11 protein-coding genes are annotated in these 17,331 nt (G+C 43.0%); 8 read left to right on the plus strand and 3 right to left on the minus strand.

All coding sequences use genetic code 11. The features are described from left to right. Nucleotides 1–21 precede the first annotated feature (21 nt). From GD630_RS10885 to GD630_RS10910, 6 genes are all read left to right on the plus strand, one after another. Nucleotides 22–2,781, plus strand: a complete 2,760-nt coding sequence (locus GD630_RS10885; RefSeq protein WP_143865507.1) for a M60 family metallopeptidase — start codon at nucleotides 22–24, stop codon at nucleotides 2,779–2,781. 132 nt (nucleotides 2,782–2,913) lie between these two features. Then, complete coding sequence (locus GD630_RS10890) at nucleotides 2,914–5,301, plus strand: M60 family metallopeptidase (RefSeq protein ID WP_143865509.1); 2,388 nt, start codon at nucleotides 2,914–2,916, stop codon at nucleotides 5,299–5,301. Nucleotides 5,302–5,423: 122 nt separating this feature from the next. Next, nucleotides 5,424–6,833, plus strand: a complete 1,410-nt coding sequence (locus GD630_RS10895; RefSeq protein WP_143865613.1) for a Gfo/Idh/MocA family protein — start codon at nucleotides 5,424–5,426, stop codon at nucleotides 6,831–6,833. 115 nt (nucleotides 6,834–6,948) lie between these two features. Then, nucleotides 6,949–7,839, plus strand: coding sequence for a YitT family protein (locus GD630_RS10900; RefSeq protein ID WP_007757706.1), 891 nt, complete (start codon nucleotides 6,949–6,951; stop codon nucleotides 7,837–7,839). Nucleotides 7,840–7,911: 72 nt separating this feature from the next. Beyond that, nucleotides 7,912–11,265, plus strand: a complete 3,354-nt coding sequence (locus GD630_RS10905; protein WP_143865615.1) for a glycoside hydrolase family 2 TIM barrel-domain containing protein — start codon at nucleotides 7,912–7,914, stop codon at nucleotides 11,263–11,265. A gap of 30 nt (nucleotides 11,266–11,295) precedes the next feature. Further along, complete coding sequence (locus tag GD630_RS10910; protein ID WP_143865511.1) at nucleotides 11,296–12,384, plus strand: phosphotransferase enzyme family protein; 1,089 nt, start codon at nucleotides 11,296–11,298, stop codon at nucleotides 12,382–12,384. 25 nt (nucleotides 12,385–12,409) lie between these two features. On the opposite strand, the gene GD630_RS10915 is transcribed toward GD630_RS10910, so the two are convergent. From GD630_RS10915 to truA, 3 genes are read right to left on the minus strand one after another with little or no spacing between them, the layout of a single operon-like run. Then, nucleotides 12,410–13,060 (minus strand): DUF3256 family protein, encoded by a 651-nt coding sequence (locus tag GD630_RS10915; RefSeq protein ID WP_143865513.1) that lies wholly within the window; start codon nucleotides 13,058–13,060, stop codon nucleotides 12,410–12,412. 7 nt (nucleotides 13,061–13,067) lie between these two features. Further along, nucleotides 13,068–13,967, minus strand: coding sequence for a DMT family transporter (locus GD630_RS10920; RefSeq protein WP_007765029.1), 900 nt, complete (start codon nucleotides 13,965–13,967; stop codon nucleotides 13,068–13,070). Nucleotides 13,968–13,997: 30 nt separating this feature from the next. Then, nucleotides 13,998–14,762 carry a tRNA pseudouridine(38-40) synthase TruA gene (truA, locus tag GD630_RS10925; RefSeq protein ID WP_143865515.1) on the minus strand — a complete coding sequence of 255 codons (765 nt, stop codon included), beginning with the start codon at nucleotides 14,760–14,762 and terminating at the stop codon, nucleotides 13,998–14,000. Between the two features lie 127 nt (nucleotides 14,763–14,889). Here truA and GD630_RS10930 point away from each other — a divergent pair, with 127 nt between their 5' ends. Further along, a complete protein-coding gene (locus GD630_RS10930) occupies nucleotides 14,890–15,387 on the plus strand; it encodes a hypothetical protein (RefSeq protein WP_007757712.1) in 498 nt (165 codons plus the stop codon). Nucleotides 15,388–15,408: 21 nt separating this feature from the next. Next, nucleotides 15,409–17,055 (plus strand): flotillin family protein, encoded by a 1,647-nt coding sequence (locus GD630_RS10935; RefSeq protein WP_143865517.1) that lies wholly within the window; start codon nucleotides 15,409–15,411, stop codon nucleotides 17,053–17,055. Nucleotides 17,056–17,331 lie beyond the last annotated feature (276 nt).

Below are 17,331 nucleotides of genomic sequence, written 5' to 3' on the forward strand. Positions count from 1 at the left end.
AATCAACAAAGATAACTATTTATGAAACATATATACAATTATCTGACTTTCCTTTTCTGTCTCTTTACCATGACCGTCTATACGGGCTGTAAAGACGATGAAGAAGAACTCATAGCCAAACAATTCGAGATAGACGGAAGCGAATTGAATAAAGAGATCGATTTCCGTAGCACAACAATCTCTATTCCTGTAAAGACGAATATGCGTGTAAGTGAATGGACCGTGAATTCGAACCAGAAATGGGTAACGGCATTCCAGCAAAAAGATGAAATCACTTTATCTATTCTGGATAGTAAGCTGACAAATGAGCGTACAGCCAAAATCACAGTTACATCAGAAATAGCAGATGTAAACTATACCATCACTTTGACACAATATGGGATTAATGATGTCCAGTTTAAAGATGACAAGAAAATTGTCCCAACCGGCGGAAAGGCTAATCAACAACATGGTAATGACGGAATAGAAAACTCATACGATACCAGTCTTGAGACAGGATATCATTCACCTTGGGAATACAAGATTGATGATCCTACAACCAGGTTTCCCGTCATACTAGACTATTACTTTGCAAATAATAGCTATAAAATAGACAAAATCGTCTACTATCAACCCTATGGTAATGGAGCCATTGGTAAATTTAAACTAGGATACAGCCTAGAAGAAAAACAAAAATATGAGAATGACGACTTTACATTCTTAAAAGACGAAAACAACGAAGATGAGATTTTCGACTTTAAGCAAAGTGGAGGTACTCAAATTTTAGACACAGACAAACTTCCACAAGGAACTAAAGCGATTCGCTTCCACGTATTGGATGGTTATGGCAACAATAAGAATCCAGACAATGAAGCTTCCGGCAAGGTGGAAGGATTCGTAGCATGTAAAGATATGTCATTCTACGAAAAGACTAACTATCGTGAAATGAACGATCCTATATTACAAGTGTTCACTGACCTTACTTGTTCTGAGTTGAAACCGGATGTTACCGACGAAGCTATTGAAGCATTAACTAGCAATACACTGAAACGTGTAGCGAAAGCGCTCAAAGACAATACGTATGACGAATGGGAAAAGAATTTCCGTATCCGAGAATACGAAGCATATAGCGACAACAACTATTGGGCAACCCAAATACAGACTAAAAAATACTCTGACTTGGATAACCCGACCGGTATCTATGTAAAAAAGGATGAAGAGTTAATGGTATTAGTGGGTAAGATTCCTGATGGTCAACAAGTTTCACTGCAATGTATTTGGGAAGAAGGCGGAACAAAGCAGGACTTCGACCACCAAGACCCGAATGCGCAGAACTACGTACAAACAGCAACCAGCGGAGACAAATACTCATTGGTGGAAGGAGTAAATATGTTGAAGATGAAAGGACAAGGACAGCTCTTCGTAATGTATAACGTGAAAGGAGAAGGTCTGAAACAAAATCCTGCTCCTGTGAAGATTCATATCCCGTTGGGACGTGGTATCGTCAACGGTTTCTTCGACTTGAAAGAACATAAAACAGATGCTAAATATGCGGAATTGCTGAGCAAGGCAACCCACAAATATTTCTGTGTACGTGGCGAACGAATGATGTTCTATTTCCACCGACTGAAAATGTTGGACGCAGCTCCTACGGAGATTCTGTCCGCTATCCATCTTTGGGATAACATTCTGAAATGGGAACAGGAAATGAGTGGGGTTGAGAAATATCGCCAAGAGGGATCCTACAATAACCATATGTTCTCCATTTCTCCGGAAGGAAGTTATATGTGGGCTTCAGACTATCGCGTCGCTTTCGTTTACACTTACCTGAGAAACATTCTGCTTTACGATAACGTAATGGCAGCAGAAGACAACGCTTGGGGACCGGCACACGAAATGGGTCATGTTCACCAATATGCCATCAACTGGCCTAGTTCTACTGAATCAAGCAACAACTTGTTCTCCAACTACGTTATCTACCGCTTAGGCAAATACAAATCACGCGGACGCGGATTGGACTATATGGCGAAATCCGTTTACGGAGATGGTCGCGCTTGGTATAATATGGGTAGCTCCACCCACCAAAATGAAGATACCGAAGTACATATGCGTATGAATTGGCAACTGTGGATCTACTATGAATTGTGCAAAGGAACAGCAGATAACCCGACTATTTGGCCGAGAATATTCGAAATCATGCGTACAACTTATGGAAATATTCCGGAAAATGATCCGGGAAAACGCCAAATGGCATTTGTGAAAGCGGTGTGCGAAGCCACAGGGGAAGACCTCACGGAATTCTTCGAGACATGGGGATTCTTCAAACCGGTTAACGAATCTATCGAACAATACGGTTCATTCCAATATACGGTGACAAAAACTATGATTGAGGAGACAAAACAGTATATCAAGAGTCTAAAATATCCGAAAGCCGCTCCGATTCAGTACATCGAAGACCGTAAACAGGAATTCTTCACAGAAAGCGATTCCCGCTACAAAGAAGTGGGTGATGTAGGTTACTATACTACGTTCAAGGATAATGTTAAGATTACCAAAACTCCGACATACACAGAGAAAGCCTCTACACAAGGAAAAGCGATTGTTGTCAGCAACGGAGACCAGGCAGTAGCTTTTGAGGTAAGAAAACAAACCGGTAGCGAAGAGAATTTAATTATGGGAGAGACAGTTTACTTCTCCAACTCATTCGACTTTTTCGTTCCTCGCACCGTCTCTATGGCAGGTTGTGGTCTCTATGCCGTGCAAGCAGACGGGACACGCATATTGATGAAACGCACAAACTAACAATAAATATCATACAATCATTCAAATGAATTTGCGGTGAAGAATCTCTTCTTCCGAATACGCTAAGAAGAGATTTCTCACCGCACTCTAAATGACGAAAGATAGATTGTTCACAAAAACAATGGTACTTATATGAAAATAGCCAATAAACTTACTTTCTTGTTCCTATTCATCTTTATTTTCAATGGAATACAGGCGTGTAGCAAAACGCAAATTTTTGCTACCCCCAATCCCCCGGAAGAGGAAAACAAGATAAAAGACATAGTACTTCCGGAAGATATTCAAGTAATTCCATACGGAGGGAAAGCCAGCGAATGCCAGCCCGGAGCTGACATCGACAAATCATACGATGGTTTGTTCACAACAGAACTATCCGAATCACATTATCACAGTTCATGGAGCAATACAACCTTTCCGGTCACTTTGGAATATTTTTTCAAAGGGGATACGGATATCAATTACGTCATCTACCATACACGCTCCGGCAACGGCAACTTCGGTGAATTAGAGGTATATACATCTACCGATCCCGACAGGAAACAATATACTTTACAAGGGACATACGACTTTAAGATGAAAAACGACCCGAGCAGAATCGTTTTCAAAGAAAACATGAAAGCAACGGGAATAAAGTTTGTCGTCAAGAGCGGATTAGGTAATTTTGTCAGTTGCGATGAGATGCTTTTTTTCAAGAAGAATACCGACAAGACATTAGAAAACGAGTTGTTGACAGTATTTAAGGATATCACTTGCAGCGAACTGAAGCCGGATGTTACCGATGAAAAAATCAACAACTTACCTAATGAATATTTCATCCACATAGCCAAAGTGCTGAAAAACGGTTCCTACGATGAGTGGGAAAAAGAGTTCCGTATCCGTAACTATAACGCTTACAGTGATATCAACGAATGGGCCGAGAAACTGATGACCAAACATTACAGTAGCCTTGACAACCTGACAGGCATCGCAGTGGAGAAAGACGATGAAATTTTGGTTCTCGTCGGCGACACTGACGGACACGAGGTTTCATTGCAATGCGTGGGAGAAGAGAAAACAAACTTCTGGGCAGAAAAAGAATATGTACAGACTGCCGCTTCGGGCAGTGTCTATTATCTGGAACCGGGAATCAATAAAATCAAGGTACGCAATAAAGGGCAACTATTTGTCATGTACAACTGCGACCTGACCAACCATCCGAAACCCATAAAAATACATATTCCACCAGGTAGCGGAACGGTTAGCGGCTTTTTCGACCTAAAAGAACATAAGACAAATACCAAATACGCCGAACTGCTAGCCAAGTCCACCGACAAATATTTCGGAGTACGTGGAGACAAGATTATCTTCTATTTCCACCGGGACAAGTTGCGTGAGTTCGTAAAAGACGAGATATTATCCGCCATCAATCTGTGGGACAATATCATCAGTTGGGAACAAGAGTTAATGGGAATTGAGAATGTACGCCCCTCCCAAGTAAACAACCATCTGTTTGCCATCTCTCCCGAAGGCGCATATATGTGGGCATCCGATTACCGCATCGCATTTGTGTATACCTACCTGGAGAATATTCTATTGTATGACAAGGTGATGAGTGCCAAAGACAATGCTTGGGGACCTGCGCATGAAATCGGGCACATCCATCAACAGGCTATCGACTGGCCCAGCTCTACTGAATCATCCAACAATCTGTTTTCCAATTTCATCCTGTATAAACTGGGAAAATACTGTTCACGCGGCACAGAACTGAATCTCCCGAAAGCTGCCGATAACCGGATGACCGACAATGATGGAAATATCACAGGAATGACGCTCTCGGAAGCCCATTGTGTACTTAACCGTCCTTGGTGCAAATTCGGCAGTAATTATCAAGGAGAAAATACGGAACTACATATGCGCATGAATTGGCAACTGTGGAATTATTATCATCGTTGCGGACATAAACCGGATTTCTGGCAAAAGCTATTCAGGCTGATGCGCGACAACCGGACGAATTCAAACAATCCGGGAGAGAAACAACTATTATTTGCACGAATGGCTTGCGAAGCCGCACAAGAAGATCTAACCGAATTTTTCGAAATGTGGGGATTCTTTGTTCCTGTGAACACCCAAATAGAGCAATATGGCCATTACAACTATATCGTGACGGAAGACATGATAAACGAGACCAAGCAAGCAATGTCCAGATACCGGACAAAAGCCAAACCGTTCTATTACCTTGAAGACCGGAAAGCCGGTGACACCGGACTGGATACAACTCCTCCAGATGTGGGTTACTACACACAATTCACAAAGCCGAGCCCCATAACAAAGAAAATCAAAGGCGTTATTAACGGACGGGAAGTTGCTATCACGAATGGAGAAGAAGCTGTAGCTTTCGAATTAAGAGAGAAAGATGCCAATGGAAAACTACTTTATTTTTCTACCTTTACAAGATTCGAAATCCCTGCAAGCGTATCATTGACATACGCCAAGCTATGTGCCGTACAAGCTGATGGAAAACGTATTTTACTGTCTGAATAGTCAAACTTCATGCAGGCATGAACATTTAGAGTACCTTTTCTAACGGAAATAAGAATTAAATTATTATTTTTGACACCCAAATGAGAAACAACGCATAATCCCTATTAAAACTTTTAAATATGATAAAAAAACTACTCACAGCTGCCGCAATCGGCCTTACATTGTTAACGTTGCACACCAGCTGTACACAACCCCAAAAGGCTCAAGAAGCTTTCGCTCCCATTAAAGTAGAAACTCCTGTACGCCCTGCCGGACAAGAGGATGTCATTCAACTCGTTGCTCCTAAGATCGATACCGTACGGGTCGGATTCATCGGATTAGGAATGCGCGGACCCGGCGCTGTAGAAAGATGGACTCATATTCCAAATACTAAGATCGTAGCTTTGTGTGACCTACTTCCTGAGCGGGTGGAGAAATCACAAGAAATTCTGAAAAAAGCGGGATTACCCGAAGCAACCTCTTACAGTGGGTCGGAAGATGCTTGGAAACAACTCTGCGAACGGAACGACATCGACCTTGTATATATCGCCACCGACTGGAAACACCATGCGGAAATGGGCGTTTACGCCATGGAACATGGAAAGCACGTAGCTATCGAAGTTCCTGCCGCTATGACACTGGACGAGATCTGGCAATTAATCAATACTTCCGAGAAGACCCGTAAACACTGTATGCAACTTGAAAACTGTGTATATGACTTCTTCGAGCTGACCAGTCTGAATATGGCTCAACAAGGCGTATTCGGCGAGGTGCTCCATGTAGAAGGTTCATACATTCACAATCTGGAAGATTTCTGGCCAGCATACTGGAATAACTGGAGGATGGACTACAATCATAAGAATCGCGGTGATGTATATGCCACTCATGGCATGGGTCCTGCTTGCCAGTTACTTAACATCCACCGTGGCGACCGTATGAAAACTTTGGTGTCAATGGATACAAAAGCAGTCAACGGACCGGCTTATATTAAAAAGCAAACAGGAGAAGAAGTTACCGATTTCCAGAATGGCGATCAGACCTCCACATTGATTCGCACGGAGAATGGAAAAACGATGCTGATTCAGCACAATGTAATGACTCCCCGCCCGTACAGCCGTATGTATCAAGTTGTAGGAACTGACGGTTACGCAAGTAAGTATCCGATTGAAGAATACTGCTTGAGACCTTCACAAGTAGACTCAAAAGACGTGCCGAATCACGAAAATCTGAACGCACATGGTTCTGTTCCTGAAGATGTAAAGAAAGCATTGATGGATAAATATAAAGATCCTATCCACATAGAGTTGGAAGAAACAGCTAAGAAAATAGGCGGTCACGGCGGCATGGACTTTATCATGGACTATCGTTTGGCTTATTGCCTGCAGAACGGACTGCCATTGGATATGGATGTATACGACTTGGCAGAATGGTGCTGTATGGCCGAACTGACCAGACTTTCTATCGAAAACAATTCGGCTCCGGTTGAAGTCCCCGATTTCACACGTGGCGGATGGAACAAGGTGAAAGGCTATCGTCACGCATTTGCAAAATAAAAAACAATATCCTTTTTTAGCACGAGCACTACGAAGCAATCCGGTTTTTCCCAGAAAAGCCGGATTATTCATAGGTTCGTGTTTCAACATTTTATAGATCATCATAAACTCATTTATGAAAACAGCTATTCCAAAACCCTCCAAACAGAGCATTATCCGTGAAGCCAGAGATTATGTAATGATTGCCGTCGGCATGATTTTGTACGGCATCGGCTGGACAGTATTCTTACTACCTAACGATATAACCACCGGAGGAGTACCGGGTATCGCATCTATCGTATATTGGGCTACCGGCTTCCCCGTGCAATACACATATTTCGCCATCAACTTTTTCTTGCTTTTGCTTGCCCTTAAATTATTAGGGTTGAAGTTCTGTATCAAAACGATTTTTGGAGTATTCACTTTGACCTTTTTTTTGTCTGTTATTCAAAAGATGGCGACAGGTATCAGTCTGCTTCACGACCAGCCATTCATGGCATGTGTCATAGGAGCCTCATTTTGCGGAGGTGGTATCGGTGTAGCCTTTTCATCCAACGGGAGTACAGGTGGAACAGACATTATCGCTGCCATCATCAACAAATATAGAGACATCACTTTAGGACGAGTTGTATTAATTTGTGATATGATTATTATCTCTTCCAGTTATTTTGTCTTAAAAGACTGGGAAAAAGTGGTGTATGGATTTGTAACTCTATATATTTGTAGTTTCGTTCTTGACCAGGTAGTGAACAGCGCACGCCAATCCGTACAATTCTTTATCATATCCAACAAATATGAAGAAATAGGGCGGTGTATTAACGAATATCCACATCGGGGAGTGACGATTATCAATGCAACCGGTTTTTATACGGGACGTGAAGTGAAGATGATGTTCGTATTAGCGAAAAAACGGGAATCACCTATCATATTCCGGTTGATTAAAGATATAGACCCGAATGCTTTTGTTTCACAAAGTGCAGTCATCGGAGTGTATGGAGAAGGATTTGATCATATAAAAATAAAATAAACAAGAAATGAAAAACCAATATTGAAAAACATGAAATTTCGACCAACCCCCAAGTTATTAACAGGCATTTTCATGGGAATCGTTTCCCTGACAACATTTAATGCGACGGCTGAGAACGCTGTAAAGCCTTATTGGCAAGACGTGCAAGTAGTTGCTGTCAACAAAGAGTACCCCCGTACTGTGTTTATGACGTATGACAACCGCGACGATGCGCTAAGCGGCAAGTTTGAGCGAAGCAAATATTACCGCTTATTGAATGGAACATGGAAGTTCTATTTTGTAGATTCTTATAAAAAACTTCCTGATAACATTACCGATCCGAATATCAGCACAGAATCGTGGGATGATATTCAAGTACCCGGTAACTGGGAAGTACAAGGACATGGAACAGCCATCTACACGAATCACGGATACGAGTTCAAACCGCGCAACCCTCAGCCTCCTACCCTGCCCGAAGCGAATCCGGTAGGAGTATACCGCCGGAATATCGACATTCCCTCCGATTGGGACGGACGGGATATCTACCTGCATCTGGCCGGAGCCAAATCCGGTGTATACGTATATATCAACGGACAGGAAGTGGGATATAGCGAAGATTCCAAGAATCCCGCTGAATTCCTTATCAACAAACATGTGAAACCCGGCAAGAACGTACTTACCCTAAAGATCTTCCGTTGGAGTACGGGTTCTTATCTCGAATGTCAGGACTTCTGGCGTATAAGCGGTATCGAACGTGACGTATACCTCTATTCACAGCCCAAAGTGGCAATCAAGGATTTCCGGGTAACATCGACATTGGATGATACTTATAAAAACGGTATCTTCAAGTTGACTATGGATATCCGCAATACCGGTTCTCAAACTTCCAAAGATTATATTATCGGATATAAGGTTTTTGATCCGAAAACAAATAAGGTAATCGCCAAAAGCGAAAAGAATTCCGCATTCAACGCCAACAGTACGGTTTCTCTCTTCGGACATACGGAAATAGAGATACCCAATGTAAAGACATGGACCTCAGAACACCCCAATCTCTACAAACTGCTGATGTATATCAAGGACGGAAATAAAATTGTGGAAATGGTTCCTTTCAATATCGGTTTCCGCCGCATCGAGATTAAGCCGATCGAACAAAAAGCCGCCAACGGACAGCCGTATGTCTGCTTATTCATCAACGGCCAACCTCTGAAACTGAAAGGAGTGAATATCCATGAACACAACCCGGCTACAGGACATTACGTGCCAGAGGATTTGATGCGTCGTGACTTCGAGTTGATGAAACAACATAACTTGAACAGCGTACGTCTTTGCCACTATCCGCAAGACCGACGTTTCTACGAACTTTGCGACGAATACGGGCTGTACGTCTATGACGAGGCAAACATAGAAAGTCATGGAATGTACTACGATCTCCGTAAAGGCGGCACATTGGGTAACAACCCCGAATGGCTGAAACCACACATGGACCGTACGATCAATATGTTCGAACGTAACAAAAACTATCCGAGTGTTACCATCTGGTCATTGGGCAATGAAGCTGGAAACGGATATAACTTCTATCAGACTTACCTATGGCTGAAAGAAGCGGATAAGAATATCATGGCACGCCCCGTTAACTACGAACGTGCTCAATGGGAGTGGAACTCCGATATGTATGTTCCTCAATATCCGGGTGCCGATTGGTTGGAAAGTATCGGCAAAAACGGCAGTGACCGTCCCGTAGCTCCTTCCGAATATGCGCACGCTATGGGTAACTCCACCGGAAACCTGTGGGGACAGTGGCAGGCTATCTATAAGTATCCGAATCTTCAGGGCGGATATATTTGGGACTGGGTAGATCAAGGTATTCTCCAAAAAGACAAAAACGGGAAAGAATATTGGGCATACGGAGGCGATTTCGGTGTAAATGCTCCCAGCGACGGTAACTTCCTTTGCAACGGTCTTGTAAACCCCGACCGAAGTCCGCACCCCGCAATGGCTGAAGTGAAGTATGTACATCAGAATGTAGGATTTGAAGCAACAGACATCGCATCCGGCAAATTCAAGATTACCAATCGTTTCTACTTCACTAATCTGAAAAAATATCAGATTCATTATAATGTGGTCGCTAACAACAAAATCATAAGAGGCGGCAAGGTATCATTGGATATCGAACCGCAAGCTTCCAAAGAATTCACAGTACCGGTCAATGGGCTGAAAGCACAGCCGGGAACAGAATATTTTGTCAACTTCAGCGTAACGACAGTGGAGCCGGAACCTTTAATTCCGATTGGTTATGAAATAGCATACGACCAGTTCCAACTTCCTGTTCAGGCAGAAAAAGAAACTTATAAAGTCAGCGGACCTGCACTAAGCACATCCACACAAGGAGATGAACTCATTGTATCATCTTCAAAGGTAAATTTCGTATTTAATAAGAAAAGCGGTCTGGTGACTTCCTATAAAGTAGACGGTACTGAATATTTCAAGGATGGATTCGGTATCCAACCTAATTTCTGGCGTGCTCCCAATGACAATGATTATGGAAACGGCGCTCCCAAACGTTTACAAGTTTGGAAAGAGTCGAGCAAGAACTTCCATGTGACGGACGTCAGCATGACGAATGAGAATAAAGTGGTTTCATTAAATGCAACTTACTTGTTGGCTGCCGGAAACCTTTATATAGTCACTTACAAAATCTATCCGAGCGGAGTGGTCAATGTGAATGCCAAGTTTACTTCTACGGATATGCAAGCGGCAGAAACGGAAGTTTCCGAAGCTACCCGCATGGCTACTTTCACTCCCGGAAGTGATGCAGCCCGCAAAGCGGCTTCCAAGTTGGAGGTTCCACGCATCGGAGTACGTTTCCGTCTGCCGGCTCAGATGAATAACGTACAATACTTCGGTCGCGGTCCGGAAGAAAATTACATCGACCGTAATCACGGAACAGTTGTCGGTGTATATAAGACAACGGCAGACAAAATGTATTTCAACTATGTTCGTCCGCAAGAAAACGGACACCGCACCGATACACGTTGGATTGCCCTGTCTCCGGACAAAGGTAAGGGGCTGGTCATTGTAGCCGACAGCTTAGTCGGATTCAACACTTTACGCAACTCCATCGAAGATTTCGATTCGGAAGAAGCGCTTCCTCATCCTTACCAATGGAGTAACTTCACCCCCGAAGAAGTTGCCAATCACAATGAAAAAGCGGCACGTAATGTTCTGAGAAGAATGCATCATGTCAATGACATCACTCCAAGAGACTTCGTGGAAGTATGTGTGGATATGAAGCAACAAGGCGTGGGTGGCTATGACAGTTGGGGTTCACGTCCGGAACCAATCTATCAGATTCCGGCCAATCGCGAATACAATTGGGGATTCACACTCGTCCCCGTCCGTTCTCCCGGTCAGGCCAATGAAGCCGCTAAATATGATTATCGATAACCTTAGTATAAATTTTTAAAGAAAAGACCCATGAAAGATTTATCTGGCATTGTAGCTAAATTCAAAGTTCAAGGCACAGTAGAAGAGATCAAGCCTTTAGGAACAGGACTTATCAACGACACCTATAAAGTAAACACCAAAGAGGTAGATGCCCCCGACTATGTCCTGCAACGCATCAATCATGCTATCTTTCAGAATGTAGAAATGCTTCAAGCAAATATATCCGCCGTTACAGGACATATACGCAAAAAACTGACAGAAGCAGGCGAAGCGGATATTGACCGCAAGGTGTTGAACTTCCTCGAAACGGAAGAAGGCAAGACATATTGGTTCGACGGTGAAAGTTACTGGCGTGTAATGGTATTCATCCCACGTGCAAAGACCTACGAGACGGTCAATCCCGAATATTCAAATTATGCCGGAAAAGCATTCGGTAATTTCCAGGCTATGCTGGCCGATATTCCGGAAACACTGGGCGAAACGATTCCCGACTTCCACAACATGGAGTTCCGTCTCAAACAACTTCGTGACGCTGTTGCAGCGAATGCAGCCGGAAGAGTGGCAGAAGTACAGTACTATTTGGATGAAATAGAAAAACGTGCAGACGAAATGTGTAAAGCGGAACGTCTGTATCGGGAAGGTAAACTCCCCAAACGGGTCTGCCATTGCGATACGAAAGTTAATAATATGATGTTCGACGAAGATGGCAAAGTGTTATGCGTCATTGACTTGGATACGGTAATGCCCAGCTTTATCTTCTCCGACTACGGTGATTTCCTCCGTACGGGAGCCAATACGGGTGACGAGGACGACAAGGATTTGGATCGTGTCAACTTCAATATGGAAATATTCAAGGCATTTACAAAAGGCTATCTGGAAGGCGCCAAGTCATTCCTGACTCCGATAGAGATCGAGAATCTTCCTTATGCAGCCGCTCTATTCCCTTATATGCAGTGTGTACGGTTCTTGGCTGATTACATCAATGGAGATACTTACTATAAGATTAAATATCCCGAACATAACTTGGTTCGCACCAAAGCACAATTCAAGTTATTGCAAAGCGTAGAAGCTCACACACCGGAAATGGTGGAATTCATCAACGAATGCTTAAAAAGTTGAGAGTGGAGAATTGAGAGTGGAGAGTTTACCTGGTAAAAGCTCCATTCTCCCAGCGATAAACAATAGGACGGCGGAGAAACGGCTTCAGTTTCTCTGCCGTTTCTTTTGACATATAATCGGGAGTGGTCAATGTAACGGTCAGCTCTGTATTCTCTTTATTAAAGTCAGCTTTCATCAGTAGCATATCTGCCGGACGGCTAGCCTCATCAAATTCATAAACAGCTGTCGGTTCCGGAGTATTCAGGAAATCGTTCAATATCGGTAAAGTGATAAACTGAGAAGCTGCAAGCGGTTGCCAGTCGGTAGTATAAAAGTGAATACGGCTGTCGCAAGCAGGAGCGCAAGCTGTAGATATAGTGCAAATAATATTCGTCGTATCGTTCAACGCTAATAATTTCATTTGCCATGTAGTCTGTGGAGACATCTGCATACGGATATAGTCTTTACTTAAATCCGTCATTTCCGATTTCTTACCGAATCGGTTCTCTACCTGTGCCCTCATCTTACTTTCCAGAAAGTCGATACAGTCTTCACGATTTACTTTGGTCAGCAGCGGACTCAAAGAATCCGGCATATTCACAAATACGGTTTTAGCTTCTTGCGCCTGAAGAGAAGTCATAGAAATGCTCCCGACAACAGAAAAAAAGATAGCGACTGCTAATTTATTTATTTTCATATTTATCTTATTTAGTCCCCAAATATAAGAATATCATTCCGATTAACACTAGTATAAGGTCAATCGCTTTGCTTTTTAAATTCTTTTCACGGAAGAAAAGCGCACCGAAAATGAAAGAAACAATTACACTTCCCCGCCGAACCATCGAAACAATGGAAATCATGGAATCATCATAACTCAATGCATAGAAATAGACAAAGTCGGCTGCAGAGAGGAAAATGGAAATCAGGATAATCGTCCAATCCCAGCGAAAAGGGGTAGTCGACTTTCTTTTCGGCCACCAAAGCAATAATAGAATGGGACACATGATAAAAACCTGATAAACATTATACCAGGACTGCACCAACATCGGGTTCAATGACTTCATCAGATACTTGTCATACAATCCGCTGATAGCTCCCGTTATCGCAGCCAGCACGATAAAGAATATCCATTTATTATGCTTGAAGTCGATTCCTTCTTTCTTTCCCGAACGGCTCAGCATGAAAAAAGAGACAACAGCCAGCAGCACACCGATCCATTGATAAAGGTTCAACCGCTCGCCAAACACGAGCATTGCCCCTACAAGAACCATCACCGGACGGGTGGCATTGATCGGTCCTACGATCGTGATGGGCAAATGTTTCATCCCGAAATAACCGAATATCCATGAAGACAGCACTATGAATGACTTGATGATAATATATTTATGCTGTTCCCAACCCGCAACAGGGACATTGAATATACTTCCTCCCAACAGATTCGGCTCATATATAGAGAACAGGATAAACGGCAGGAAGATAAGGCTGGAAAAGAAAGTGTTCAAGAACAATACAGGAAGCACCGCATTGTCTTTCAGTGATTTCTTTTTAAATACATCATAAAAGCCCAACAAAGTAGCTGATAGAAAAGCCAACAATAACCACATAGAAAATAAGTAAGAATTAAAAATTAAGAATTAAAGGTGTGTAGGAGAAAGGAATATCGTATCGGGATATTCCACATTCACCAGAAACAAAGCCTGTCCCGGAGCGGAAGTTCCGGCTTTGCAACGGTCCTTCTGTTCTATAATTCGCCTGAAGCCCTCAATGGAAAGCTTTCCACGCCCCACTTCAATCAATGTGCCCACTATGGCACGCACCATATTCCGCAAAAAGCGGTCGGCCCGGATGGTAAACACCCAAGTGGCGTCCTCTTCCCGTGTCCATTCCGCATGGGTAATATGGCAGATATTTGTCTTTACATCCGTATGCAATTTGCTGAAACTCGTAAAGTCAGTATATTCGAAAAGCACTTTCGCCGCCTCATTCATACGTTCATAATCCAACGGACTGTAAACCCTGCAGCGATATTGCCGGTTGAAAGGATATTTGGCAGTGGTCACATAATATTTGTAAGTCCGGGCTGTCGCATCAAAACGCGCATGAGCCTCCGGCCGGACACGGCAAACACGATGGACAGAAATATCAGGCGGTAACAAACGATTCAGTTTGTCGGCAACGGATTCCGTATCCAACGGTTCATCATAGTCAAAATGGGCGACCATCAAAGAGGCGTGCACCCCCGCATCGGTTCTCCCCGCTCCCACAACTTCTATCCCACGACGCAGAAAGGTAGACAATGCGTTCATCAAGCATTCCTGCACACTAATTCCATTCGGTTGAATCTGCCAACCGTGATAGTTGGTTCCATCATAAGCCAAATAAATAAAATACCTTTGCACGCTTATTCCTCCTTTTTTGAATTTTCGCGTGCAAAAGTAGTCATTTTATCTTATTTATCTTTGTATAGTTCGCATAAACTCGTATATTTGAAAAACAATATGGATGATTCACTAACTGTACCAAATTATGAGCAGTACTATTTTCCTCATTATCGCCCTCGTCACAACAGGCATTTTTGTGATTCAATTTATTCTATCAATCTTCTTCGGAGATATAGACGCTGATGTTGACGTAGACACTGACATCAGCAGCGTAGTTTCTTTCAAGGGGCTCACCCATTTCGGAATCGGATTTGGCTGGTATATGTATTTGGCAGGAAATACGGAGATTCAGACCTATGCCGTTGCAATCTTTGTAGGACTCTGTTTCGTTCTCGCTGTCTGGTTCTTGTATAAAAAAGCTTTCCAACTACAACAGGTAAACCGTTCTGAACAGACAGAACAGTTGGTCGGACGCGAATGTACGATCTACTTCAAGCAAAATGACGGCAGATACACCGTACAGACAAAACGGGATGGAGCCATGCGCGAAGTGGACGTAATCTCCGAATCGGGAAAGACGTATCAAACGGGAGACCATACGGTTATCACCCGATATCAGAACGGGACATTGTATATTCAGTAACTATTTAAAATACACAAATCTATGACACAAGAAATTCTAATCATGGTCGCTATATTAGTGGCGGTCATCTTACTCACTTTTATCGGTATCTTGTCTCGTTATCGCAAATGTAAGAGTGACGAAGTCCTCGTTGTATACGGTAAGACAGGAAGAGACAAAAAATCCGCAAAGCTATATCACGGAGGAGCAGCCTTTGTATGGCCGATTATCCAAGGGTATGAGTTCTTGTCAATGAAGCCGATGCAGATCGACTGCAAACTGACGGGGGCTCTTTCCGCACAGAATATACGTGTCGATGTACCGACTACTATCACTGTAGCCATCAGCACCGACCCGGAAGTGATGCAAAATGCCGCCGAACGTATGTTAGGGCTGACAATGGACGACAAACAGAATCTGATTACAGATGTAGTCTATGGGCAGATGCGTTTGGTTATCGCCGACATGACGATTGAAGAACTGAACTCCGACCGCGACAAGTTCCTTTCTAAAGTAAAAGACAATATCGATACGGAACTTCGCAAATTCGGTCTGTACCTCATGAATATCAATATCAGTGATATCCGTGACGCTGCCAACTATATCGTAAACTTAGGTAAGGAAGCCGAAAGTAAGGCACAGAATGAGGCGCAAGCGAACATCGAGGAACAGGAAAAATTAGGTGCCATTAAGATTGCCAATCAAATAAAAGAACGGGAAACAAAGGTTGCCGAGACGCGTAAAGACCAGGATATCGCCATTGCGGAAACAAAGAAATTGCAGGAAATTTCCGTTGCCAATGCAGATAAGGACAGAATCTCCCAAGTAGCCATCGCAAATGCGGAAAAAGAATCTCAAGTAGCCAAAGCGGAAGCAGAAAAGAATATCCGTATCGAGCAGGCAAATACCGAAAAAGAAAGTCGTATTGCCGAACTGAACTCCGACATGGAAATCAAACAGGCGGAAGCTGCGAAGAAAGCCGCTATCGGGCGAAATGACGCACAAAAAGAGGTTGCTTTATCAAATGCGGATTTGGCTGTAACACAAGCTAACGCTGATAAGCAAGCCGGTGAAGCCGCTGCAAGATCGGAAGCCGCAGTACAAACAGCCCGTGAAATCGCTCAAAAAGAAGTAGAAGAAGCAAAAGCCCGGAAAGTGGAATCTTCATTAAAGGCGGAAAAGATTGTACCTGCCGAAATCTCCAGGCAAGAAGCTATTCTTCAAGCAAACGCTATTGCGGAAAAGATAACCCGTGAAGCAGAAGCCCGTGCAAAAGCCACTTTAGCACAAGCGGAAGCAGAAGCAAAAGCTATCCAACTGAAACTGGAAGCGGAAGCAGAAGGTAAAAAGCGTTCATTACTTGCTGAAGCGGAAGGTTTCGAAGCAATGGTAAGAGCTGCCGAATCAAATCCGGCTATCGCCATCCAATACAAGATGGTAGACCAATGGAAGGAAATTGCCGGAGAACAGGTAAAGGCATTCGAACACATGAACTTAGGAAATATCACTGTATTCGACGGAGGAAACGGCGGCACAAGCAATTTCCTGAATACACTGGTGAAAACGGTTGCACCAAGTCTCGGTGTATTGGACAAGTTGCCTATCGGTGAAACAGTGAAAGGTATCATTAATCCGGAAAACAAAACGGAAGAAAAGCCCGTAACGAAAGCTGAAGAAAAAAAGAAATAATCCGAATTTATTAGTTTAGTAAAGTGCACTGATGAGAAAAAGAAAAGTCTTATTCTCATCAGTGCATTTTTATCATATATACGAATCAGTATAAAAACGGTACGGAAAGGAGCCAAATACTATTTTTATTTCTTTTTCTGCCTAATCAGATTAGCCGCATTACTTATTCTTTTTGCGTTTGACTATAGTATTCCGCAAGAATAACTATAGTCTTCCTTACGTATAACTATAGTCATACGCAAAGTACACTATAGTTATACGAAGTAAAAGTAACGA

The sequence above is a fragment of the Bacteroides zhangwenhongii genome, from assembly GCF_009193325.2.
GTDB classification, from domain to species: domain Bacteria; phylum Bacteroidota; class Bacteroidia; order Bacteroidales; family Bacteroidaceae; genus Bacteroides; species Bacteroides zhangwenhongii.

Excerpts from the sequence above, each read along its gene's own strand:
- GD630_RS10885 (WP_143865507.1), top strand. The coding sequence starts at position 22 with ATGAAACATATATACAATTATCTGACTTTCCTTTTCTGTCTCTTTACC.
- GD630_RS10890 (WP_143865509.1), top strand. The coding sequence starts at position 2,914 with ATGAAAATAGCCAATAAACTTACTTTCTTGTTCCTATTCATCTTTATT.
- GD630_RS10900 (WP_007757706.1), top strand. The coding sequence starts at position 6,949 with ATGAAAACAGCTATTCCAAAACCCTCCAAACAGAGCATTATCCGTGAA.
- GD630_RS10905 (WP_143865615.1), top strand. The coding sequence starts at position 7,912 with ATGGGAATCGTTTCCCTGACAACATTTAATGCGACGGCTGAGAACGCT.
- GD630_RS10910 (WP_143865511.1), top strand. The coding sequence starts at position 11,296 with ATGAAAGATTTATCTGGCATTGTAGCTAAATTCAAAGTTCAAGGCACA.
- GD630_RS10915 (WP_143865513.1), bottom strand. The coding sequence starts at position 13,060 with ATGAAAATAAATAAATTAGCAGTCGCTATCTTTTTTTCTGTTGTCGGG.
- GD630_RS10920 (WP_007765029.1), bottom strand. The coding sequence starts at position 13,967 with ATGTGGTTATTGTTGGCTTTTCTATCAGCTACTTTGTTGGGCTTTTAT.
- GD630_RS10930 (WP_007757712.1), top strand. The coding sequence starts at position 14,890 with ATGAGCAGTACTATTTTCCTCATTATCGCCCTCGTCACAACAGGCATT.
- GD630_RS10935 (WP_143865517.1), top strand. The coding sequence starts at position 15,409 with ATGACACAAGAAATTCTAATCATGGTCGCTATATTAGTGGCGGTCATC.